The 23175-nt window shown below is 69.8% G+C and carries 12 protein-coding genes; 6 read left to right on the forward strand and 6 right to left on the reverse strand.

Features of this window, described 5'->3' with window-relative positions; genetic code table 11:
- Positions 1-27: 27 nt before the first annotated feature.
- From MXD95_RS05545 to MXD95_RS05570, 6 genes are all read right to left on the reverse strand, one after another.
- On the reverse strand, positions 28-4521 hold the full coding sequence (locus MXD95_RS05545; RefSeq protein WP_250639454.1) for a PDDEXK-like endonuclease domain-containing protein: 4494 nt from the start codon (positions 4519-4521) through the stop codon (positions 28-30).
- A 338-nt stretch (positions 4522-4859) separates the two neighbouring features.
- Positions 4860-5855 (reverse strand): aldo/keto reductase, encoded by a 996-nt coding sequence (locus MXD95_RS05550; protein ID WP_250639455.1) that lies wholly within the window; start codon positions 5853-5855, stop codon positions 4860-4862.
- A gap of 161 nt (positions 5856-6016) precedes the next feature.
- Positions 6017-6784, reverse strand: coding sequence for a DUF11 domain-containing protein (locus MXD95_RS05555; RefSeq protein WP_250639456.1), 768 nt, complete (start codon positions 6782-6784; stop codon positions 6017-6019).
- Between the two features lie 125 nt (positions 6785-6909).
- Positions 6910-16215, reverse strand: coding sequence for a DUF7927 domain-containing protein (locus tag MXD95_RS05560; RefSeq protein ID WP_250639457.1), 9306 nt, complete (start codon positions 16213-16215; stop codon positions 6910-6912).
- A 133-nt stretch (positions 16216-16348) separates the two neighbouring features.
- On the reverse strand, positions 16349-17302 hold the full coding sequence (locus MXD95_RS05565) for a hypothetical protein (RefSeq protein ID WP_250639458.1): 954 nt from the start codon (positions 17300-17302) through the stop codon (positions 16349-16351).
- A 267-nt stretch (positions 17303-17569) separates the two neighbouring features.
- Positions 17570-18034 (reverse strand): hypothetical protein, encoded by a 465-nt coding sequence (locus MXD95_RS05570; RefSeq protein WP_250639459.1) that lies wholly within the window; start codon positions 18032-18034, stop codon positions 17570-17572.
- Between the two features lie 798 nt (positions 18035-18832).
- Here MXD95_RS05570 and MXD95_RS05575 point away from each other — a divergent pair.
- The 6 genes from MXD95_RS05575 (at position 18833) to MXD95_RS05595 (ending at position 23006) form a co-directional block, all read left to right on the forward strand.
- Positions 18833-19753, forward strand: a complete 921-nt coding sequence (locus tag MXD95_RS05575; RefSeq protein ID WP_250639460.1) for a CLIPPER-2 domain-containing protein — start codon at positions 18833-18835, stop codon at positions 19751-19753.
- A 152-nt stretch (positions 19754-19905) separates the two neighbouring features.
- Positions 19906-20622: a class F sortase gene (locus tag MXD95_RS29165; RefSeq protein ID WP_374121976.1), complete on the forward strand. Its 717-nt coding sequence runs from the start codon at positions 19906-19908 to the stop codon at positions 20620-20622.
- Between the two features lie 138 nt (positions 20623-20760).
- Positions 20761-20859, forward strand: coding sequence for a type II toxin-antitoxin system HicA family toxin (locus MXD95_RS05580; RefSeq protein WP_250639461.1), 99 nt, complete (start codon positions 20761-20763; stop codon positions 20857-20859).
- Between the two features lie 120 nt (positions 20860-20979).
- On the forward strand, positions 20980-21921 hold the full coding sequence (locus MXD95_RS05585; RefSeq protein WP_250639462.1) for an LLM class flavin-dependent oxidoreductase: 942 nt from the start codon (positions 20980-20982) through the stop codon (positions 21919-21921).
- A gap of 172 nt (positions 21922-22093) precedes the next feature.
- Complete coding sequence (locus tag MXD95_RS05590; protein WP_250639463.1) at positions 22094-22591, forward strand: NUDIX hydrolase; 498 nt, start codon at positions 22094-22096, stop codon at positions 22589-22591.
- Between the two features lie 226 nt (positions 22592-22817).
- Complete coding sequence (locus MXD95_RS05595) at positions 22818-23006, forward strand: hypothetical protein (protein WP_250639464.1); 189 nt, start codon at positions 22818-22820, stop codon at positions 23004-23006.
- The last annotated feature ends 169 nt before the right edge of the window (positions 23007-23175 follow it).

Raw genomic sequence — 23175 nt, forward strand, 5'->3', positions numbered from 1 at the left:
CCGAACCGCCTGCGGGACGGGCGGCGGTCAGACCCTGTTCGCCACAGAAGCGGACGCCGGTGGGAGGTCGACGTGCGCCGAGGCGGGCTCGATACCCAGGTGGTCGAGTGTCTCCCACAGCGAGGCGAGGGCGGCGTGGGGATGCCGGTAGAAGGCGGAACCCCGCACCCGCCAGAACGTCCAGCCCTGGCGTTCCAGCACGCGCTGTCGACGCAGGTCGTCCTCCCACTGGTCGGGCCCGTGGAACCGGTCACCGTCGCACTCGACGGCGAGCCGGCCGGCGTCGCCCTCGACGACCAGGTCGATGCGGTACCGGCCGACCTGATGCTGCGGCCGGACCCGGTAGCCCCGTGCCACCAGGGCGCGTAGCACCTGGAGCTCGAAGTCGCTCTCGCACTTCTCCTCGAGCGCCTCGGCCCGCGCCCGCGGGGTGCCCACCCCGTAGGCGTAGAGCAGAAGCTGCCCGCGGACATCGTCGGGATGCAGCGCGGCGGGATCGACGGTGTGGTAGATCCACAGCTGGTTGCGGGCCCGACTGGCCGCGACGTTGACCCGCTGCTGATCCAGTTTCCGGGTGGCCGCGTAGCTCGCGCTGTCGGCGACGACCGACAGGAAGATGACGTCACGTTCGTCGCCCTGGAAGTTGTACGGGTCGCCGACCCGTAGCTCGCGGCGCTCGAACTCCTCGCTACCCAGGCGGTCGAGCAGCAGCTGTTCGATCAGCCGCCCCTGCCCGCTGCCGAGCAGCGTCACCACGCCGAACGTCATGCCGGCGTAGGCCTCATCCCCGCAGCAGGCGATGAGCCGCTCGACGAGCGCCACCGCCTCGGGCTGGTTGGCGTCGCCGTACTGGCCGACCATCCGAGCGCCGTCGGGCACCCGCACCGGTCGCACCGGCGGGCCGATGCCCAGCTCGGGCGTCTCGCGCAACGGCAGGATGCGCCCGTCGTAGAACCGGTTGGAGAACTCGATGATGTCGCGTACACAGCGGAAGTGCTCCCGCAACAGGACGACATCGGGGAACACCCGGGTCGCGATGTCGTACAGGCTCGCTTCCAGATCGAGCAGTGACCGCTGCTCGAAACCCGACAGGTGCGCCTCGATCAGGGCGAAGACGCGTTCCCGGTTCGTGCCGACGGCGGCCGGGCTGATCTGCCGGTCGTCGCCGACGACCACGACCTTGCGGCCCAGCGCCAGCACTCCCAGGGACAGCACGTCGCACTGGCTGGACTCGTCGATGATGACCACGTCGAACAGGTCCGTCCGGCGCGGGTCGAAGCTCTGCAGCACCCGGTGGATCGGCATGATCCAGACCGGCACGGCGCCCATCGCGGCGGGCATCTGCTCGCGGGCGTCGGCCTCCCAGCGGCCGGCGTAGCGGCCGGTACCCTTCCCGATGCGGGCCAGGGACTGCAGCCAACCCAGCAGAGCCCGGCGCTGTTCCTCGCGCAGGTTCGCCTTCATCGCGAGCCGGGCCGAGCACACGGCGATCCGCAACACCAGGTCCCGGACCCGCGTACCGGTCTCCTCGAGGCGGCGCTGCAACATCGCCGCGTCGCCGCGCGCGTGCAGCGCGGCCAGCCAGGTCTCCGCCTGCGTCCACAGCCACAGCCGCGGCAGGTCGGCAGCCTGGCCGCACACCCGCGGGTCACCACCGGTCTCGACGATCCGGGCCGCCCACAGCGGGGCTCGAACGGCGAGCCGACCGGCCAGTTCGTCCCGGCGGGCGAGGGGCGCGCCCAACCCGGTCAGGCGCGTGACCTCCGCACGCGCCTGCGTCCAGGCGGCGAGATCACGCCGGGCGCAGGCCTGGGACAGCGCTTCCCACAGCGGGCTTGCCCGCGGGTGGCGGTGTCCGGCGCGCAGCTGCTCCTGCAGTTGGGCCAGCCAGGAGGTGAGGTCCCGTTCCTGCCCGCGGCGGGCAGCGGCCTCGAGCAGGTCGGCCGCCTCGGCCAGCTGCGCACCGGTCGGCCGGGAGGGGAACGCCGCGAGCAGGGTGCGCACCCGGGCCACCAGCGCCGGGCCGTCCGCCGACTCCCAGTCGAGCGCGTCGCGCAACCGGGAGACGCGCTCCCCCAGTGCGGGGATGAATGCCGACGCGTCACCCGGCAGCGGTGGTGCGCCCACCTCGCCGACGACGGCCTGGTACTGCCGCCCGGCCGCGGTGGTCAGCACGCGCGCCCGCAGCGTGGCCCGCACGACCTCGACGTCGTCGGCCGCGCGCGGCTCCAGTCCGTCCACCCGGAGCGCGCTGTGGAAGGCCCGCAGCTCCCTGCCGCCCATCCGAGGCAGGCCCCGGCCGCTGGCGAACCGGGTGGCCAGCTCGTCGAGCAGCTCGGTGTGCACCCGATGATCGCCCTCGGGCAGGACCACCTCACGGCCGAAGGTCACCCGGCGCAGGTCGATGATCTCGGCGTGGGCGTTGGCGAGCGCCCCGGCCAGGTCACGCCACCAGGCGGCGAACTCCCGGGACTGCGCGACCTGGTCGCGTACCTGGGCAAGCCACGGTTCCTCGAGGGCCGCCACCCGCCGCGAGGCGATGCGCAGGCCGGTGGCGAACTCGGCCAGCGCCGCCGGCCCCACCTGATCCACCCCGGCGAGTTCGACCCCGCGCGCCTCGAGGCTCGCCAGCTGGTCGCGCAGGCCGTCCAGACGGCCCAGCCACCCACCCAGATCGGCCGTGCTCGGCAGCTGCCCGGGCTCGGGAAGGTACTGCCGTGCCGCGTGCGCGTCCGGCGCGAGTTCACCGGCGAGCGTGAACAGCTCGGCCAGCTCGGCCACCCTCAGCGGTGGCTCCAGGCCGCCCGGGAGCTGGTCCGGGATGCGGTGGTGGTCCGACTCGTGCCGGGCCAGCCACTGCGCCACCTGTGCGGCCGGTGCCGGGCCGTCCGCGAGTGGGAACCGCGCGCCCTCGTCGGCCAACAACTCCAGCAGCCGCAGTTCCAGGTGCCGGTGCTCCGCACGGGCGTCATCGAGCTGCTGGACCATGCTCGCCAGCGCCGCCCGCTGCGCGCCCGGGTCCAGCCCCGAGACCACCTCCATGATCATCTGTGCGGAGGCGCGTAGCTGGGTCAGTGCGCCGGAGTTGGCGCCCAGGACCGCGATCGACAGGTCCCGCAGCTCGGCGGGGATCTTGTCCCGCAGGACGGCCAGGGCCTGTTCGTTGTGCGCGGTGACCAGCACCCGCTGGCCGTGCGCCACCAGGTGGCTTACCAGGTTCGCGATGGTGTGGCTCTTCCCGGTGCCCGGCGGGCCCTGGACGGTGACACCACGGGCATGGGCCAGCTGGACCGCGATGCGTTCCTGCTCGGCGTTGCTGGCGAGCGGGAGCAGCAGCCGTTCCCCGAGGATCTCCCCCGCACCCCCGGCACCCCCGGCCGCCTGGCCATCGGCCCCCGGCCGCGCGGCCGGCGATGTGCTGGCGGCCGCGCGCCCAAGCGCACCGTCGTCGTCGACGACCGCCGCGAACGCGTCGGGCAGGATGCCCCGCTCGGCCAGCACCTCGCGCAGCTCCGCGTAGAACCGGGGGAACATCGCGGGCCGCGGGCGCACGAACAGCACCCAGGTGTCCACCAGTACCGCCCGTGCGGCCGGCGGGGGGATCCGGTGCCCCGCGAGCACGACGGCATCGAGCCCGAGAGGCGCGACCACCTGGGCATAGATCTCCGCCAGGTCGTGGCCGACGCCCGGGCCGGCGGCGCTGCCCGCCCCGCCACCCGCACTGTCCGCCGCGCCACCCGCGCCGCGGCCGGCCCACGGATCCGGCGGGTTGCCGCGCACCCGGTCACACAGCCTTCCGATCTCCTCCCGCGCCGCCGTTCCCAGGTCGTCGAGCGGCGCCGTCTCCAACGCGGGAGAACCATCCGGGACGACGGACAGGTCCCCGCTGTCGGTATCCATCTCGATGGTCATCCGGGTGATGACGAGCGGGTGTTCCACGGCCTGGCCGTGCACCGACCAGGACAGAACGCCGTGGCCCCAGACCAGCTCATGTGTGGCGTTGTCCCGGGCCAACCGAAGGCGCAGGTCATACAGCTGCTGGTAGAGCGCCCGCGCTGCCCTGCTCGCCCGGGCGGACTCGGCCCAGGGCCGCCAGCTGCGTTCCACCCAGTCGGCGAACTGGGCCCGCCGGGCGGCCGGATCGTCGCCGGTGCGCTCGCATCGCTCGTCGAAGTCGCCCGGCAGCGACGGCGCGGCGTCCACGCCGATCGCCGTTTCCGCCAGGTGACGCGCGACGGCGGCCGGCAACGCCAGCGGCGCGGCCTCGCCAACCTTACGAATCCGCAGCCAGTCCGATCTGGTGGACGTCGGGCCCACCACGACAGCCCCGCTGTCGGGCACGTCGCCCGGACGGATCAGCGGCGGATCGTAATCGGACAACCGGCGGTGCGGCTTGCCCGAGAGCTGATGCGCGAGGGCGACCAGATAGTCCAGAAGTCGCAGCGATCGCTGGCTGGCCGCGCCCTGCGCGCTGTGCACCGACGTTCCCCCGCCTCCGTCGCACCACAGGGCCGGACGCATCCGACAATCCGGCGCGCCTGACTACCGACGAGCATCAACCCTATCGAACGAGCAATCGACCAAGTCGCTTTCCGCGGGTCAGCCCGATAGGCAAATGACTACGGAGAGTGTCACTACCGACCTCGACCGCCACGACGGGTAATCATTCGCCTGTGGCGCTCCACACAGGCTCACGCACATGGTCCAGTCCGCAACATCGGTGACGTCACCGGAGACGGCGCCGCCGACCGGCGACATCGGCGACGCCGGCGACGACACCGTGTCGGTGCTGCCGGGTGACGGCCAGGGAGGGCTCGGCCACAGCGCGAGGCATCTCCCCACCGCCGCTCCTCTTCTCACTACCAGGCGAAGTGCTCCGGGGCCGTCCGGTAGCCCGGGAAGATCTCGTCCACCCGGGCGAGCGCCTTCTCGTCCAGGTGGACGTCGAGCGCCCGGACAGCGTCGTCAAGCTGCTGCCTGACGCGCGGGCCGACGATCGGCGCGGTGACGGCCGGCTGGTGCAGCAGCCAGGCGAGCGCGACGTCACCCGGCTCGTGGCCGAGCTCGGCGGCGAAGTCCTCGTAGGCCTCGATCTGGGGGCGCCTGGCCTCCAGGGCCTGCGCGGCACGGCCTTCCAGACGCCGCCTGCCTTCACGCTCCTTGCGCAGCACGCCCCCGAGCAACCCGCTGTGCAATGGCGACCACGGCAGGATGCCCACACCGTAGTGCCGCGCGGCGGGCAGCACCTCCAGCTCAACCTCCCTGGTCAGGAGGTTGTAGATCGGCTGCTCACTGACCAGCCCGAACGTCCCACGCCGGGCCGCGGCGGCCTGCGCCTGGGCGATATGCCAACCCGCGAAATTGCTGCTCCCGACGTAGAGGATCTTGCCAGCCGTGACGGCGACGTCGATGGCCTGCCAGATCTCGTCCCACGGGGTGGTGCGGTCGACGTGGTGGAACTGGTAGAGATCGACATAGTCGGTCTGTAGCCGGGCCAGGCTCGCGTCCAGCGCACGGCGGATGTTCAGCGCCGACAGCCGGCCCTCGTTCGGCCACTCCCCCATCGCGCCGTACACCTTGGTCGCCAACACGGTGCGCTCGCGGCGTCCACCACCCTGCGCGAACCAACGGCCGATGATCGACTCGGTATGGCCCGCGCCCTCGCCAAGGCCCGACACGCCGGCCGAGCGCAGGCCGTAGACGTTGGCCGTGTCGAAGAAGTTGATGCCGTACTCGTGCGCCGAATCCATGATCGCGTGCGAATCAGCCTCGGTCGTCAGCGGACCGAAGTTCATCGTGCCCAGGCACAGGCGCGAGACGGAAAGGCCGGAACGGCCGAGTTGAGTGAACTGCATCCTGTGCGGAGTCCTCTCCGATGCGGGATCAGCCGGCCCACGCTCAGACGGGTGGCGAGCCGGCACCGTCCAGTGTCCCCCTTCGAGCGCGCTCCACGTCAAGCCAGCCGAGCGCCACGCCCGGGATGCGCGCAGACCTACGTCACACCGATACCAGCGGCTCACCGCGCCGTTGTCGCCTCGGATTCGGGCCGTGCGTCCTGGTCGGTGTCGCTGTCGAGGGCGAGGTCTGGCGCCACCAGCAACTGGTCACCACGGCGGGTCCGTGCCCGTCGACGGGACGACCATCGAAGCCGCCCAGCGATGCCTGCGACGAGGGCCACGACAATACCGGCGCCGACGTACAACGCCACGAGCCAGCCGTGCGGCCCACCAGCGGCATGGGAGCCTGCGCCCGTGTCCGATGCTCCCGCGGCCCCGCCCGCCGGCAACCGGTCCGAATCGGCGGCGCAGACGATCGGTCTGGAGGTGCCGTCCGTCGTCGCGCACACCACGGAGGCGAGACGTTGCTGGCCGGGCGACGTCTTCGTCACCTCGGCATGGACGACAAGGGCGGTGTCCCGCCCGGCGGCCAGATCCGTGCGCCAGGCGACCGCTCCGGCGCGGATGACCCCGTTGCGCTCGGCCGAAACGAATCGTGCGCCGGCTGGTAGCGTCTGAGTGATAAGCAGATCTTTGGCGTTCACGGTGCCGATATTGCGAATCTTCACCGTGTAGGTGACGCGGTCGCCCACACCAACACTGGTATGCCCGTCGTCGATCCCGATCGCCAGCTCCGGGCCCGTGGCCTGATCCGGTGACGATGGCGCATCAGCGGCGATGGCGGGGGCGGACGTCGCAAGCATTCCAACGGTGAACAGCGGGCCACCGAGCAGCCCGGCGACGAGGACCACAACCCCGCGGACCTTCCTGCGGCACAGGACGTTCATCTCAGTCTCTTTCCGATTGGCCGGTCAGTGGTTGAACGGTGGACCGGTATCCCGGTGGTGGGGTGCCGGTTCTCGTGACGTCCGGCAGTCCCCCGGCGAGTGGTGTCCGGTGTTCGGGACATCCGTCACTGTGTGGCCGCTATGTAGTCCAGGGTGGTGGAGTAGGTATCGGAGGCGACGAACGGTATGTGAATCGAATAGTCGTTACTGATCGCGTCCCCGTTCGGTGCGGACTGCTGGCCCTGGGAGTGGACATTCACCGCGGCGACATCCGACAACGGTTGGAAACCCGACGTGCCAGGCGCCCGGACCAGCAGGGATCCCATCGGGATGCTGTCGCCATTGCCGGGTGTCGCGGGCGTCAACGTCGGCGATGTCCCCTGGACCGCGACCGTGTAGCCGTTGGCACTGTTCGTCGTGACAGTCATGGTCACCGCCGCGTCCTGGGTGGCGGTGCTGCCTGGCTCTCCTGTCAGGGCGAAGGAGCTGGTGAGGCCGGTGAAGGTGAGGCTCTGGGCCAGGACGGTGGTCGAGGTCGTACACGCTGGCTCGGCGCCGGCGCCCGTGCAGGTACTTCCGGCGGCGCTCGACGCCACCCGGTTCGTGAGTACCGCGCCCGGTGTCGCCGCGTCGTCGACCGTGACGGAGTAGGTGATGGTTACCGCCGCGCCGACCGCGAGGTTCCCGGTCCAGGTCAGCGTGGGCGCCGCATAGGTGACCGCGCCCGCCGTGGCGGTCGCGTCGGCGTTGTAGACCGCGTTGCCCACGACCGAGGCGAGGTCGTCGGTGATGGTCGCGCCGGTGTAGGCGCTCGCGCCGGTGTTCGTCGCGGTGATCGTGTACTGGATGGTCGAGTCGACGACGGCGCTGGTCTGGTCCGCCGTCTTGATGATCGACAGGGCTGGGATCAGCACCGCGGTGGTCGTCGTGCAGTCGGCGGCCCCCCCGCCGACCACGCAGGTGGAGCCAGGTGTCGTCGAGGCGATCGCGTTGGTGGCCAGCCGGTCGCCGTTCGCGGGCAGCGCGGTGGTCACGGAGTAGGTGATGGTCGCGGTCGCGCCGACGGCGAGGTCGCCTGTCCAGGTCAGGTCGGGCGAGGTGAAAGAGACCACGCCTGTGCTCGCCGCGGCGTCGGCGTTGTAGACGGCGTCGTCGAGCACCCTCGCGAGGTCGTCCGTGAACGAGGCACCCGTGTACGGCGTCTGCCCGGTGTTCTGGACGGTGACCGTGTAGTCGATCGGGCTGCCCGCGACGACGGTCGCGTTCCCGGTGCCGGTGGCGGCCCTCTTCGTGATGGTGAGTGCTGGGACGAGTACCGAGACGACGGCACGGCAGGCAGGAGCGCCACCACCACCGCTCGGGCAGGTGCTGCCGAGCGCGTCCGAGGTCACAGTGTTGATCATCACGCGGTCGCCCAGATCCGGGTTGTTGACCGTGATCGAATAGGTGATCGTCGCGCTCGCCCCGACCGCGAGGTTGCCCGACCAGCTCACCGTCGGTGCCGTGTAGGTGACTGTGCCGCCGGTGGTACTCGCGTCGTTGTTGTAGACGGAATCGTTGAGGACACTGCCGAGTTGGTCGTTGACCGTGGCGCCCGTATAGGGGCTCTCTCCGCTGTTCGTCACGGTGATCGTGTAAGTGACGGCGCTGCCGGGAGTCGTGGTCGTCGTGTCGGCGGCTTTGGTGATGGTGAGCTGCGGGGTCAGGATGTCGACGGTCGCGCTGCAAGCCGGGCTCGGGCTTCCCGGTGGACAGCTGCTCCCGGCCGCCGAGGACGATGCGAAGACGTGAGCCATCTTGTCGCCGGGATCAGGAGACTTCACCGTGGCCGACGCGGTGATGACCACCGACTGGCCCGGTGCGAGATCACCCGTCCAGACGAGCTGACCGGTGGGGATGTCCAACTGCAGCGATCCCGTCGTGGCGGTGCCGTCACCGTTGTAGTCCACATCATCCACCGCCCCCGCGAGGTTGGCGTTCACCACGGCATTCGTGTAGGCGATCTGGCCGGAGTTGGTCGCGGTGAGCGTGAGGGACACGACCTGCCCCGGAATGGCCGTGGACGCATCCAGGGCGAGCGTGATGGTGAGTGCACTGACCGGCACGGACACCGAGCAGCGCGGATCGGTGCTTCCGGTGGCGCAGTTGTTGCCCGCCACGGTGGAACTGACCGTGTTCACCAGCGTGCCGTCACCGCTGCCCGACGCCAGGGTCGTGACCGAATAGGTGATGGTGGCCGAACTGCCCGGGTTCAGGCTCCCGGTCCAGGTGAGGGTCGGGCTGACGAAAGCGACGGTGCCGACGGACGCGGCCGCGTCGTTGTTGTAGGTGGCGTCGTCGAGCACCCCGGCCAGGGCGTCGCTGACGGTGGCGCCCGTGAAGGGAGTCTGCCCCACGTTGGTCACCGCGAGGGTGTAGGTGACGGTGCCGCCGGGCACGGTCGACGCCACGCTGGCCGACTTCACGATCGTCACCGCCGGGGTGAGGGTGATCACGGTCCCGTTACACCCCGGGTTTCCGCTGGCCGGCGGGCAGGAACTGCCCGCATCGGTCGAGGACAGGAGGTTGGCGAGAATCTTGTCGCCCTGATCCGGATTGCCCACCGTCACCGTGAACGTCACGGTCACCACGTCGTCGACGGCAAGGTCACCCGTCCAGGTCAGCGTCTGCGCCGCGAAGGACAGCGATCCGGCGGAGGCGGTGGCGTCCCCGTTGTAGGTGGCGTCGTCCAGAACACCGGCGAGGCTGTTCGCGACGGTCGCGCCGGTGTAGGGCGTCTCCCCGCTGTTTGTGATCGTGGTCGTGTACGCCACGGTACCGCCGGGCGTAGTGATGCTGGTGTTCGCGGATGTCGTCATCGTCAGCCCGGGGAGCAGGACCGGGACGCTGAGGGCGCAGGCGGGGGCCGGGTCGGCGACCGGGCAGTTGCTGCCGGGGGCGTCCGTGGTGGCGAGTGCGTTCAGGACCCGGTTTCCGGTGTCCGGATCGTTGACCTGAACGCTTCCGCTCACGGTGACCGTCGCGCCGACCGGGATGCTTCCCGTCCAGGTGGCGCCGGTCGTTCCGACCGTCAGCGTCCCGGAACTCGCATTCTGGTCACCGGCTGCACTGACGTCGTCCGCGACGTCGAGACCGGCCAACGACACGGTGATTCCCGTATAGGGGGTCTGGCCATTGTTGGTAAAAGTCACGGCGTACAGGACCACGCCACCCGGCGTCGTCGACGTGACGTTCGCGGAATACAGGATGTTCAGCTCGGATACCGATACCGTCGCCGTGCACCGCGGGTCGGTGCTCGCCACCGGGCAGTTACCGCCGGACGAATCCGACTCCACCGAGTTCACGAGGATGTCGTCGCCCCCCAGTTCCGCCTCCACGACGGAATAGGTGATGGTGACGGCGGCGGACGCGGGAACGTTGCCGGTCCAGGACAACACGGGCTCGCTGTAGGTCACCGTGCCGGCGGACGCGGCCGCGTCGTTGTTGTAGGTGGCGTTGGTCAGGACGTCGGTCAGGTCGTCCGTGAAGTGCGCCCCCAGGTAGGGCGAGAGGCCGGTGTTCGCGACCCTGATCGTGTAGGTCAACGTCCCACCCCTGGCCACCGAAGGCGCACCCGCGGTCTTGGTGAACGTGAGCTCCGCCGCCGGCACGGCCGTCACCGTCACCGTGCACCGCGGGTCGGAGCCGCCAGACGGGCAGTTCGACCCCGTCGTCGACGAGACGACCGTGTTGGTCAGTGACCGGTCACCCGGGACCGGGTTGTCCACGGTCACCGTGTAGCTGATCGTGGCGCTGGCGCCCGGGTTGAGACTGCCGGTCCAGGTCAGGGTCGGAGTGCTGAAGGAGACGGCGCCCACCGACGCCGTGGCGTCCGCGTTGTAGACCGCGTCGTCGAGGACGCCGGCGAGGGAGGTGCTGAAGGTGGCCGCCGGATAGGGCGTCTGCCCGGAGTTCGTCACCGTGATCGTGTAGGCGACCGTCGCCCCCGGTACCGCGGTGGCGCTGTCTGCGGTCTGTGTGATCGTCAACGCCGGGGTGAGAATGGCGACGTTCGTCGTGCAGGCGGGGTTTCCGGTGGCCGGCGGGCAGGTGTTGCCGGGCTCACTCGAACTGGCGACGGTCACGAGCAGCTTGCCACCTCCCACGTCCGCGGCGTGCACGGTGGCCGAGAAGGTGATGGTCACGACCGCGCCGACGCCGAGGTCGCCGGTCCAGGTGAGAACCGGTGCCGCATAGCTGACCGAGCCGGACGAGGCCGCCGCGTCGGCGTTGTAGTCGGCTTCGTCGACCAGGCCGGCAAGCGAGTTGGACACGGTGGCACCGGTGTACGGGGTCTGACCACTGTTCGTCACGGTCATCGTGTAGCCCACCGTGGCGCCCGGCAGCGTCGTCGCCGTGTCCGCCGAGGTCGCGATAATCAGGCCGGGAAGCAGGACCGGGATGCTGCTGGAGCAGGCGGGGTCGGTGCTGCCGTCTGGGCAGTTACTGCCGGGCACGTTCGCGATGATTCTGCCGTTCAGAACTCGGTTTCCGGTGTCCGGATTGTTGACGAGGAGGCTTCCGGTAATGGTGACCGTTGCGCCGACCGGAATGTCTCCCGTCCACACGGCTCCCGTCCCTCCGATTGACAGCGTCCCGGAGCTGGCGTGTTGGTCACCGGTTGGAGTGATGTCATCCGCGATGTCGGCGCCGATGATCGATGCGGAGATTCCCGTATAGGGAGTCTGGCCCGTGTTGGTGTATGTCGAGGTGAACACGACCACGCTGCCCGGAGTGGTCGTGGCGACGTTCGCGAAGCCCACGATGTGCAGGCTGCTCACCTTCACCGTCGCCGTGCACCGCGGGTCCGTGCTTCCGGTCGGGCAGTTGCTGCCCAGGGTCGGCGAGGTCAGCGTGTTCGTCAACAGTCCGTCACCGGTGTTCGCGGTGTGGGTGGTGACCGAGTAGACGATCGTCGCCGTCGCCCCGGCCGTCAGGTCTCCCGTCCAGGTCAGGGTGGGCGCGGCATAGCTGGCCGTGCCCACCGACGCCGTGACGTCGGCGTTGTAGGTGGCGTCGTCCAGCACGTCGCTGAGCGAGTCGGTGAACGACGCACCGAGATACGGGGTCTGGCCCGAGTTCGTCACGGCCACCGTGTAGGTGACGACTCCGCCGGGGGTGGTCGTCGCCGAACTCGCGGACTTCGCGATCGTGAGGGCCGGCAGGAGGACGTTCACCACGGCGGAGCACGCCGGAGCGCTCCCACCGACCGGGCAGTTGCTGCCGATCACCGGCGAGGTGACGGCGTTGACCAGCAGCCTGTCGCCGGGATCGGGGTTGAGCACCGTGACCGTGAACGTGATGGTCGCGCTCCCCCCGACAGCAAGGTCGCCGGTCCACGTGAGGTTGGGGGCGGTGTACGACAGGGAGCCGGTGGACGCGGTGGCGTCGCCGTTGTAGGTCGCGTCGGGCAGGACCCGGGCCAGCGAGTCGGTGACGGAGGCGCCGGTGTACGGCGTCTCACCCGTGTTCGTCAGCGCGAGCGTGTACGTGATGGTTCCACCGGGGGTGGTCGTGGAGACGTCGGCCGTCGTCGTGATGGCAAGGCCCGGGGTCAGCACCGGCACGGTGGAGGTGCAGGCGGGTGCCGGCGCGGCGGCGGGGCACGTGTTGCCCTGCATGGTCGATCTGATGGTGGCGCTCAGGACCTTGTTGGCGGTGTCGGGGCTGTTCACCGTGACCGACGACGTGGTCGTCACCGATGCGCCCGGGGCGAGGCTGCCCGTCCATACCAGGTCACTCCCGACCAACGCGATCGATCCCGACGTGGCCTGGCCGTCCAGGTTGTACGTGGCGTCGTCGAGCAGGTTTCCGAGCGGCACGGAGAACGTCGCGTTGGGATAAGGAGTCTGGCCGTTGTTCACCGCTGTGTAGGTGAAGCCGACCACTGCGCCCGGCTGCGTCGTCGTCACCGTGCTCGACGAGGTGATCGTCAGTACCGAGACGGTCACGGCGTCGACGCAGCGCGGATCCGTTCCTCCGGCAGGGCAGGTCGTCCCCACCGTCGACGAGGTGACCGCGTTGGAGAGGATCTTGTTGCCCGTGTCGGGGTTCGCCACCGTCACCGAGTAGGTCACCGTCACGGCGGCCCCGGCGGCGAGGTTTCCCGTCCAGGTGACGTTGGGGCTGGTGAAGGCCACCGTGCCGGTCGTCGCGGCCGCGTCGCCGTTGTAGACGGCGTCGTCGAGGACTCCCGCCAGCGCGTCGGTGAAGGTCACGCCCGAGAAGGCCGCGGCAGCCGTGTTGGTGGCCGTGATGGTGTAGTTCACGGTGTTGCCGGGCGCGGCCGACGAGGTGCTGGCGGACTTCGCGATGACGATCGGGCCAGCCGTGACGGACAGCGTGACCGCCTGAGTGGCGGTGACCCCGAACGCGTCGCTCACCTGGACGGTGAACGGGTAGCTGCCGGTGGTGGTCGGGGTGCCGGACAGGGTGCCGGTCGACGGATTGAGCGTGATCCCGGGCGGCAGCGTCCCGGCGGTGACGGACCAGGCGAACGGGGCGGTCCCCCCGGTGACCACCAGGGTGTTGCTGTAGGGGACGCCAACCTGCGCGGCCGGCGGCGCAGGGAACCCGAGGGTCGGTCGCGCCGCGATCGGCAAGCTGACGGTCCTCGTCGCCGAGAGGCCGAGCGCATCGACCACGCGGACCGCGAACGAGGCGGTGCCCGCGGTGGTCGGAGTGCCCGACAGCAGACCGGTCGAGGCGTTCAGGGTGACTCCCGGTGGCAGCGCACCCGCGCTCACCGACCAGACGAAGGGGCTCGTTCCTCCCGAGACGGTCAGCTGATCGCTGTAGACCACGCCGACCTCGCCCGCCGGCGGCGGCGGGAAGGGCAGCGTCGGCGCCGACGCGATCGAGACCGTCAGGTTCTGGGTCGCGGCCTGACCGCTGGCGTCCACCACCCGGACCGTGAACGGATAACTACCGGCTGCTGTCGGTGTGCCCGAGAGCAGGCCCGTCGCGCCGTTGAGCGCGAGACCCGGCGGCAGGCTTCCGCTGCTGACCGACCAGACGAACGGGGAGGTGCCACCGGTGACGGTGAACTGGTCGGAGTAGGCGGCGCCCACTCCACCCGCCGGCGGTGGCGGCAGCGCCAGGCTGGGCGAGCCATTGATCGTGACAGCGGACGAGGCGGCCGACTGAGGCCCGGTCCCGGCCGCGTTGATCGCCGCGACCCTGAAGGTGTAGGACGTGCCGCCGGTCAACCCGCTGATGGTCTGCGTGGTGGCCGTGCCGGTGAAGGTCTGGGGCGTCTGCGCCACTCCGGCGATGTACGGCGTGACGGTGTAGCCGGTGATCGCGCTGCCGTTGCTGGCCGGCGCCGTCCAGGACAGCGTCGCCGACGTGCTGCCCGCGCTCACCGCCGTGATCGCCGGGGCGGCTGGCAGGGCGTATGGCACCACGGCGACAGAGGGCGGGCTCGCCTGGCCCGTGCCGATCGCGTTGATGGCGGTCACCGTGAAGGTGTAGGAGGCGCCCGCGGTCAGACTACTCAGCGTTCGGGTGGTCGTCGAGGCATCAAAGGAGACCGCCGTCTGCGCGACCCCGGCCCGGATGGGCGTCACGATGTACCCGGTGATGGCGCTGCCGTTGCTCGCCGGGGCGACCCAGGTGACCGTGGCACTCGTGATGCCCGCGGTCGCGGTCGGAGCCGCCGCAGTCGCGGGAGTGCTCGTGTAGACGTAGGAGGCCACCCCGGCAACTCCGCTTGTCACGACGGTGACGCCGACGGCCGCGGCACTCGCCCGGGCTGGCATCGACGAGATCTGCAGCGAACCATCGCCGTTCACGGTGAAGCACCCGGCGGCGGGGCCTGACTGGCAGGGCAGCAACACCACCGGCGTCCCCGCCTGCTGCTGCGCCGTCGTCCCGATCTCGATCGCCGTCGCGCCGGAGATGTTCGAGCCGGCCACCCTGACGGCGCCGCCGCCGGAGATCGTCCCCGAGGTCGGCGACGCGGCCAGGGCCGTAGGTGTCGCCGGTACCGTTCCCGCCGTCGTCGTGTTGGCGAACCCGGGATTCGCGTCGTTCGCGGACGAGGTGCTGACCGACGTCGTCTGGATCAGCGACGGCGTGACACCCGACCCGGTCACGATCGCCACCACGTTCAGGGGGGTGAGCGTCGTGCCGCCCAGGAACGGCCCGTTGCTGTTCGTGCAGGTGATACTTCGGCCTACCGGCGCCTGGCAGACCCAGCCGGCGCCGAACGCACCCACCGGCACCACGTTGACCGGCACCGTCTCCGTCACCGAGATCGGCGACGCCTCGTCAGCGCCGGCACTGACCCCGGCCGTCACGGTGTAGTTGACCGGGTCACCCGGTTGCGGGGTCGGGCCGTTGTAGCTCGTCGCGGCCACGTTCAACTGCGGAACCGGGTTGAAGGTCACCACCCGGGCGTTGTCGACCTCGTGGAAGTCGGTCACCGAGCCGGTGGAGGCCACCCAGCCGAACGCCAGCTGGCGCGGAATCCCGGCCGCCGTGGTCCAGGTGGACGACGGGTACAGGCCGGCGGGCACGGTGGGCAGTGCACCCTGCAACGTGCGGGGCGTGCCGCCCACCGGGGTGAACACGACCTTGTAGGTGCTGGGAGCCGCCGAGACGCCGGAGTTGGTCACGATGGTCTGCCCGGTGGGGTTGATAACCACCTCCACCGGCACCAGCGACGCGGCGCGGGCAGTGGCCCCCAACGCCACCGGCGGGGACGCCGTCGTCGTCGCCGTGCTGTTGAGCGCGCAGTACCCGACAAGACCCGCGCCGGGTCCGCGTACGACGACCTGGCCCGGCACCCTTCCCGTGGTGGAGATGTACGCCGGATTCGTGCACCCGGAGCCCTGGTAGGTACTGCTGCTGTAGTTCCCGAACACGTCCAGGCCGATGCCGAGGTAGCCGTTGCTGAGCCCAGCCAGGCTCCCGCTGGCCGGCGTGTATCCGAGCGCGCCGCCCGGCTGCCCGATGTTCGCCGGCGCCGTCGGGGCCGCGGGGTTCACCGCTGATGCCACGAACGCCAAGCCGTCCGCGTGGGTGCCGCCGTACTGATAGGTGTTGAAGGTCACGTCCAGGCCCTGCGAGGTCGGCACGCTCGCCGCCCCGAAGAGCCCACCCTCGACGAAGGTCGAACTATTGGTGAGACGCAGTTTCCCCGAGCCCGGGCTGTCCGTACTCGAGGTGCAGCTGCGCAGGACGCCGGTGGTCGAGTTCCCGGCCGCCGTAAGGCAGGCCGTATTCGAACCAGCGGCACCAGTCGGCAGCGCGGGCAGAACGACGCTGCCGACTCCGTCGGGAATGTTGTTATGGAAAGGCTGGTCGAACAGCAGAGTCCCGGCGGCAGAGGCTACATTGGGGGCGAGAGCCGACATTGAGCCGGTAACAATCAGGCTGACCAACGCCATAACCAGTACCTTGAGCGCCTGCCGATGCCGAATGGCCGCAGACGTCCAGAGCGGTCGTCGCCGTCTCGATCCCCTCACACCGTTCATCACTGCAAGTATAAATGAAGTTACCTACGGTATTCGGAGATGCTGGCTAACGATCCGGCGTGTCGTTTCCGGGATCCCCGTCCGGCTTCAGAAGATCTTCGGGCGGATCGCCGCCCGCAATCCCGGAGGCGGCGGAGGAATGCGTGGAAGTCCCCGTCCGCCCGGAACCGGTAGGATCACCGAGGTCTTCTCGCCGCCGCAACGCACGGGCCTCCGCCATCACCCGGGCGCGATACCCCCGGCGTACGAACAGGCCGAACAGCAAGATGGCAAGAACTCCGACCAGTACGGCCACTGCCTGGCGAAGCGGGAAGACGACCACGGTGGCACGCGCGGTGGCGAGAGTCCCGCCCCGGCCAGAAACGGCGACGGTCGCATGGCATACACATATGAGTGGCGGGTTGTCCCACCGCGCGGTGACCTGCCGCGTCGAGCCGCGCTGCACCGTGAAGTCCGGGAATGCGACGTCGTGCCCGCCGACGCTGATGTTGAGGTGGCCTTTTCCGCGAAAATCCCGATGAACGGTCCCGGTGTCCCGGAGGACGGCGGTGAAGTCGATGGGACCGCCCGTCGCGAACCCCGACGTCCGCACGGAGGAGATCTTCACGGTGTCGTCGACCGGGCCGGGCACCGTGATGAAGAGCGGGACCCCGATCCCCCGGTTCAGCTTGATCTGCTTCTCGTCCTTGCCGGGAGGAACCATGAACAGGATCGCGACCTGGTGGTCGCCCGGCTCGGGGTGCTCGGGAACGGCGATCCGCACGGCCACCACCTGGCGTGCTCCCGGCGCCAGGTGGAAGTTCACCGGGCTGGCCGATAGCCAGGTCATCGCCGAGTAGGGAGCCTCCTCATGCTGGAACTGGAGGGTCCCGTTCCGTCCCGCCGTGAAGCCGGCCCGGTTCACCACGATGTTGAGGGGCAGCCGGCCGTGGTTGGTCACGGCGAAATGCTGGTCCTTCGAGAGCTGTTCCTGCGGTATGACCAGTCTTGTCGGGCTCACTGTCAACGCGAAGTCCGGTGTCGGCCCGGCGGAGGCCCGCGCCGAAGGTGCGGGGGATGCGGCGAGAGCGGCGGACCCTGGACCAGCCAGGGCCGCCCCCCACAAAAGCAGTACCGCGACGGCAGACGCACGCCGACCCAGTCGAAGCCGGTTGGTCACCGTTGCCCCGCCGTCATAGGTACCGTCCCCTGTCAACAGCCTCAATCGGCTTCCAGATCGGGGCATATATCCCCGACCGCCAGGTCGTACCGCCCGGCCATGCAGTTGTTACAGGGTCGTGGCAACATAGTCGAGCACCGCGGAGTAGGTGTCCGGGATGACGAACGGAATCGTGATCTGATAGTTGTTGGTGATGGTGTCACCCAACTCTGCCGAGGGGGTCGCCTGCGTGTGCACCTGCACCGGAGTGCCAAATATCAGCGGCGAGAATGTCGTGGTTCCCGCCTCTCGAACCCGGAGGTTGCCGATCGGAATGGTGCTTGTGTTGCCCGGCGCGGTCGGGTTCAACGTCGGTGTCCTCGGCTGGACAGTCACGGCATATCCCTCATTATTGTTGGTCGCGACCGTCATGGTCACCGGCGGCACGGTGGTCGAGACGGTCTCACCCGGGTTACCCGTCAGCGAAAAGGATGGGACGAGACCGGTCAGTGTGATCGATGAGCCCACCACGACGTTGGCCGTGGTGCTCTCGGTGGCCGTCTGCCCCGGAACAGCATTTGCCCCGGTTGCCATACCAGCGAGGACCGTCACAACGCCCGCCGTCAGGACAAGTCCCCGCCTGCACGCGGAATACGATCGACTTTTCTTAGACATTCAAGACCCCGTTCACTCGGAACAACTACAGAGAGTGTTTTCACGGTCGCCCTCAACGTCAAGGACCTCTGGTCTGCACCGATACCGGCCGGCCCGCTGCCTGTGGATATCGCGGCTCCGCAGCGGGACGAACCATCTGGTAAGCGATCAGCCCGAGCGACACGACCGCGATTCGGCCGGAGCGGGCACGTTCCGCAGCGGCAATCTCCGCCGCGCCCTGCCCCACAACAGATGTGGGCAGCCGCCCCGCCGCCCGCATCCGCCAGCACGGCGTGAGAGACCCAGCCATCACCAACTGGACCCGGTGCGGCCGGGACTGGCCGGGCGCACACGACCGGCTGGGCGGTTACACCCAACCGTGGCCTGGGCAGACATCACTCGCCAGACCGCGCGGACGGCGCGGTCCCCGGGCCCCACACGTCACGTCGCGGGGCCCGGCGGGGGTGCCGTGACCGGCCACTCGTCACGTATCCACCGGATCACGGGCATCCACGACCGTTCCGCTCGTGCCGCCGCGGAGTTGGCCGCGAGCCAGGGCCGCGCTACGTTACTCTGCGTAACTGACGGTGCGGCTGCACGGGGGGATCTTATGACAGCGGGACCGTTGCTGGATTCGGTGGACCATCAACATTGCCCCGCATCTGACGCCTTCGGCGTTCGCGTCCCCATGCTCCCTTGGGGTTGTTCCACCGGATACGCGGCCGAATCCGCGACGTCATGAGCGGCCGTCAGCAGCCGCCCGGCGACGACTCGGCCGGCCGGGCGGCACCGAGAGCCCTCCGTCGCTGGCCGCTGCTGTGCTCACTGACGGTGTCCGGGCTGGTAGCCGCGATGGTCGCCCTGGCAGGACTGCCCGCCGGCGCGGATGCCAGTTCATCCCAAACCACGGTCGGCATCATCGTCACCGGGTCACCCGCGCTGACCATCACCAAACGCGGCGCCGTCGTGGCCGCCACTTCTGACGACAAGATCGGCGGCGCTCGTCGGGTGCGTTGGACGATCACGGTGACCAACGCCGGCGACACGATGCTGACCGCGCTGACCGTGAGCGACCCCAAGGCAGGTCCAGTCCGTTGCCCCACCACATCCCTCGCCCCAAAGCAGGTTATGACCTGCACTGCGCCTGACCATGTGATCACGGTCGGGGATGGCGCGGCGGGCGTGGTCACCAACGTGGCGACCGCGTCCGCTTCCGCTCCGGGTGGACAGATCGTCGCGCCGCCCGGATTCGCCAGTGTGCGGATCCCGACCACGAAGCCCGCTGTCATCTTCCTTCCCCCGCTGGGGATATTCGGGTTCCCCGGCGCTCCTCCCGGCAGCCCTGGTTCCGATGAGCATGCGGCGGGAGGCGGCGGGGGCGGCGCGCTTGACGGGGGCGGATCGCCCGGTGGGGCCGGCGGCAACGCAGGTGGTGGCCCAAACGCCGCCGGGCCAGCGTCACCGAACGGCAGAGGCGGCCTGCCGTCCTCGGCGGCGGATCAACAGCGCGCCCATCCGCCGGTAGCCGTGGCGGGGGGACAGCCTGACAAGCCGGGGCACGGTGGCCTCACCCTGGTCCTACTCGGCGCGATCACCGCCGTCGGCGCCCTCGCCGCTCTCGGGGTGCGCGCCAGCCGGCGGACCAGACGCCGGCGTTGATCCGATGGCCGATGGAACGCCGCCAGCGAGTTGACCGCGGCTCGTCACCGGTGACCACGAGATGCACGTCCGGTTCGGTGATCGCCCTCGGTACCCTGGTCATCGTCGGGATCGTGCTGGTCATCCTGGGATGGCCGTCCAGGCCCACTCCCATGGCCGCTCCGTTGCCCCCGGACCACGGGCCGCGTGTACCCGGTCCGCGGCCGGGACTCGGCGGTGCAAGAGCGCTCCAGATCCCGCGACACCAGACAGATCTGCCACCGTCCAGCCTTCGGATACCGTCGCTCGGCGTCACCGCCAGAATCGGCGTGGCCAGCGAGGAGAACGGCACCCTCATTCCGCCGCGGACACCAACCGAGGTCGGACTGTGGTCCGGTTCGGCTGCGCTGGGCGCCGGTGCCGGCGAAGTAACGATTGTCGGACACGTGAACTGGCGGGGAATGCCTCCATTCGCATTCGGACGCCTGGCCGATCTGCGTGCCGGAGACCTCGTCTTCACCAGCGATCCGCACGGAGTCCAGACCGCGTGGCAGGTTCTGCGGGTCTTCGCGCGTCCCAAGGCCGACGGCGTCGATCCGACTGCGTTCGCCGGACCCGGCGGCCCACGCCAACTGATCATGATTACCTGTGGTGGAGCGTTCGATGTCCGCGCCGGCTCCTATTTTGACAACGTGTACGTACGTGCGGTGCCCGCGTCATCCAAGATGACCGCCCGAACGGGGCCGGGAGGTGACACTCTGCGAGGGAGGCGTGCTCCAGGGCCAGGCCGTGGCCAACATCTACAACAACGGCGGACTGGTGCCGGCCACCCATTACTCGAAGGCGGGCGTGAGCCCGTGCTATGGATTTCACGCTTCCTTCCCAGGTAACAGGAAAATCAACAACAAGGGCAACTACCAACTTTCCGGGGCTCACCCTGTAACGGAGGGTGGCCATTTGCGGCGACCGAGGGTGCGCTGGAGCGCCACGGCTTCACGAAGGCGAGGATCAACGGCAGCCATCACGTCATGCGGTACCCGGACGGGCGTGGCAGGACGGTCCCCGTGCACGGCACCCGCGACCTGCCCAAGGGCACCCCGCGCGGCGTTCTGAACCCGTCGGCCTGACGATCGAGGAGCTTGCCCCCTAGCAGAAGCTGCATCAGCGTCCGAGTGGGCGGAGTAAGAAGTAGATATCGGACGCCCGGTTCCGTGATCGCTGACTGAAGTGGTTCCGAGGAGACGTCGATGACATCGCCGAGCCCGTCACCGCGCTGGGGGGTCAACCTTCCGCTGCCCGGTCTGCCGTTGCGCGAGCAGGGGCGGATAGTACGGGTGCTGCCGGACCTGGGTTTCACCGACGTGTGGACGGCTGAGGGGGGCGGCATCGACGCGTTCACCCCGCTGGCCGCAGCCGCCGCCTGGCAGCCTCGGCTTCGGGTGGGCACCGGGGTGGTGCCAGCGCAGACCCGCGGCGCCGGGGTGCTCGCGCAGACCGCGCTGGGCCTGGCCGAACTGGCCGAGGGAGGCGTGCTGCTGGGCGTCGGCTCGTCAGTGCCCGCGCACGTGACCGCGTTGAACGGGCTGCCGCACGGCAGGCCCCTGGAAACCGTGCGGAACACGGTGCGCGCCTTGCGGCAGAACCTGGCCGGCCAGGTCCCGAAGCCGCCGAAGGTGATCGTGGGCGCCCTGCGACCGAGGATGCTGCGGCTGGGGTACGAGGAGGCGGACGGTGCGATCCTCAACGTGCTCTGCGCGCGGGACGTGCCACGGGTGATCGAGGCCGCCGGCGGTCCGCGATCGGACCGGGAGACCGTGGTCAAGCTCTTCCTGTGTCCGACGGAGGACATCGCGACCGCCCGGCAGGCAGGCCGCGCCTTCCTCGGTTGGATTCTCAACCAAGCGCCCTACCACGCCTTTCACGAATGGCTGGGCCGCGGGGAGGTGCTGCGGGCCTCGTACGAGCGCTATCAGGCCGGGGACCGCCGCGGCGCCGAGCTGGCCCTGCCCGACGACCTCGTCGACGAGCTGTGGCTCAGCGGGCGCCCGGCCGAACTTCGCGACCGGATCGCCGGCTTCCTCCATCCCGGCGTCACGACCATCCTGCTCTATGTGGCCGGGACTCCCGAGCTCGTCGCCGATCCCGCGCGGCTGCCCCAACTGCTGGCCGATCTGCGTCCGGACGCCTGATCGAGACGACGCTGACCGAGGTGAGCCTCGGTGGCCGGAGCCCTCATCAGGATGACGGCGACCGAGTCGCCACCTTCGCGGCGGGCCTCCCGCGCAGCGGGGCGGGCCTCCCGCGCAGCGGGGCGTCCGCCTCGCCGGCACAGCCGTCTATCGGCAGACATATGATTTCCGAATGTCATCGCCGAAGCTGCGCCACTCGGTGCGGGCGCTCATCCTCGACGAGGACGAGCGAATTCTGCTATGCCGTCTGACGATCCCGAAGCCGGGCGGTACGGTCATCGTCTGGGCAACTCCTGGCGGCGGCATCGAGTCGGGCGAGACGCCCCTGGTCGCCCTGCGGCGTGAACTGCGTGAAGAGGTAGGGCTGGCAGTCGACGCTGACCCAGCGCATGTCTGGCATCAGCAGGTCATTGCGCCCGGATATGCGGCAGGCTATGACGGCGTCATCAACGACTACTACATCGTCCGCACGGCATCGTTTCGCCCCCGAGGCACCATGTCCGACGACGAGCTCGCTGCCGAGCACATTGACGGCCTTCGCTGGTGGCGGCTGCGGGATATCGCCGACTACTGCGGTCCCGACCTGTTCTCGCCCCGGAACCTGGCGTCACCATTGGCGACGCTGCTGTCCAGCGGGATTCCGGAGAGACCTGTTTTGCTAGGCCGGTGACTCCTCCGTCCGCAGGCGAGCCATTCGCTACCTTGAGTGTCTAAACTGCGCCTCAGGGCAACTTCCCGAGCAGCCCGGGCGCTCCGGTCTCTGCCGAAACCGGGGCGCGACCCGACGCTTCACCGATGCCTGGTGCGACAGTTTCCGCCACGGCTGGATCGGCCGTGACCTGCCCCGCCTCGCCCGCGACGCCGGCTTCCACGACGTCACCTTCGCCGGGCACCTCGTGGTCGCGACGGGATTCTCCGCCGTCGACACGCTGCTGGAGGTCAGCCGCACCGTGGCGTGCATCAAGGAGAAGCCGCGGCCCGGGTCGGCCTCCCTCACCACCTGGCTGGACTCGCTGCGGGACTCGGCGGCCGCCAACCCGGTCACGGCCACCGTGACGATGTTCCACGTCTCCGGCCGTCGCTAGGCATTCCCTACCAGGTCGTACAAGCCCCAAGGGTTCGGTGCCCTCCCACCCACCTCGTGGAGCCGTTCCCAACTGTCGCCGACAGCGCCGGGCGGGCGACAGGGCGACAGGCTGGCAGGGTGGCAGGCACGGTGTCAGTATCGGCCGGGTGACGCCGGCCGGCTCTCCC

Source organism: Frankia sp. AiPa1, from assembly GCF_023243075.1.
Taxonomy (GTDB): Bacteria; Actinomycetota; Actinomycetes; order Frankiales; family Frankiaceae; genus Frankia.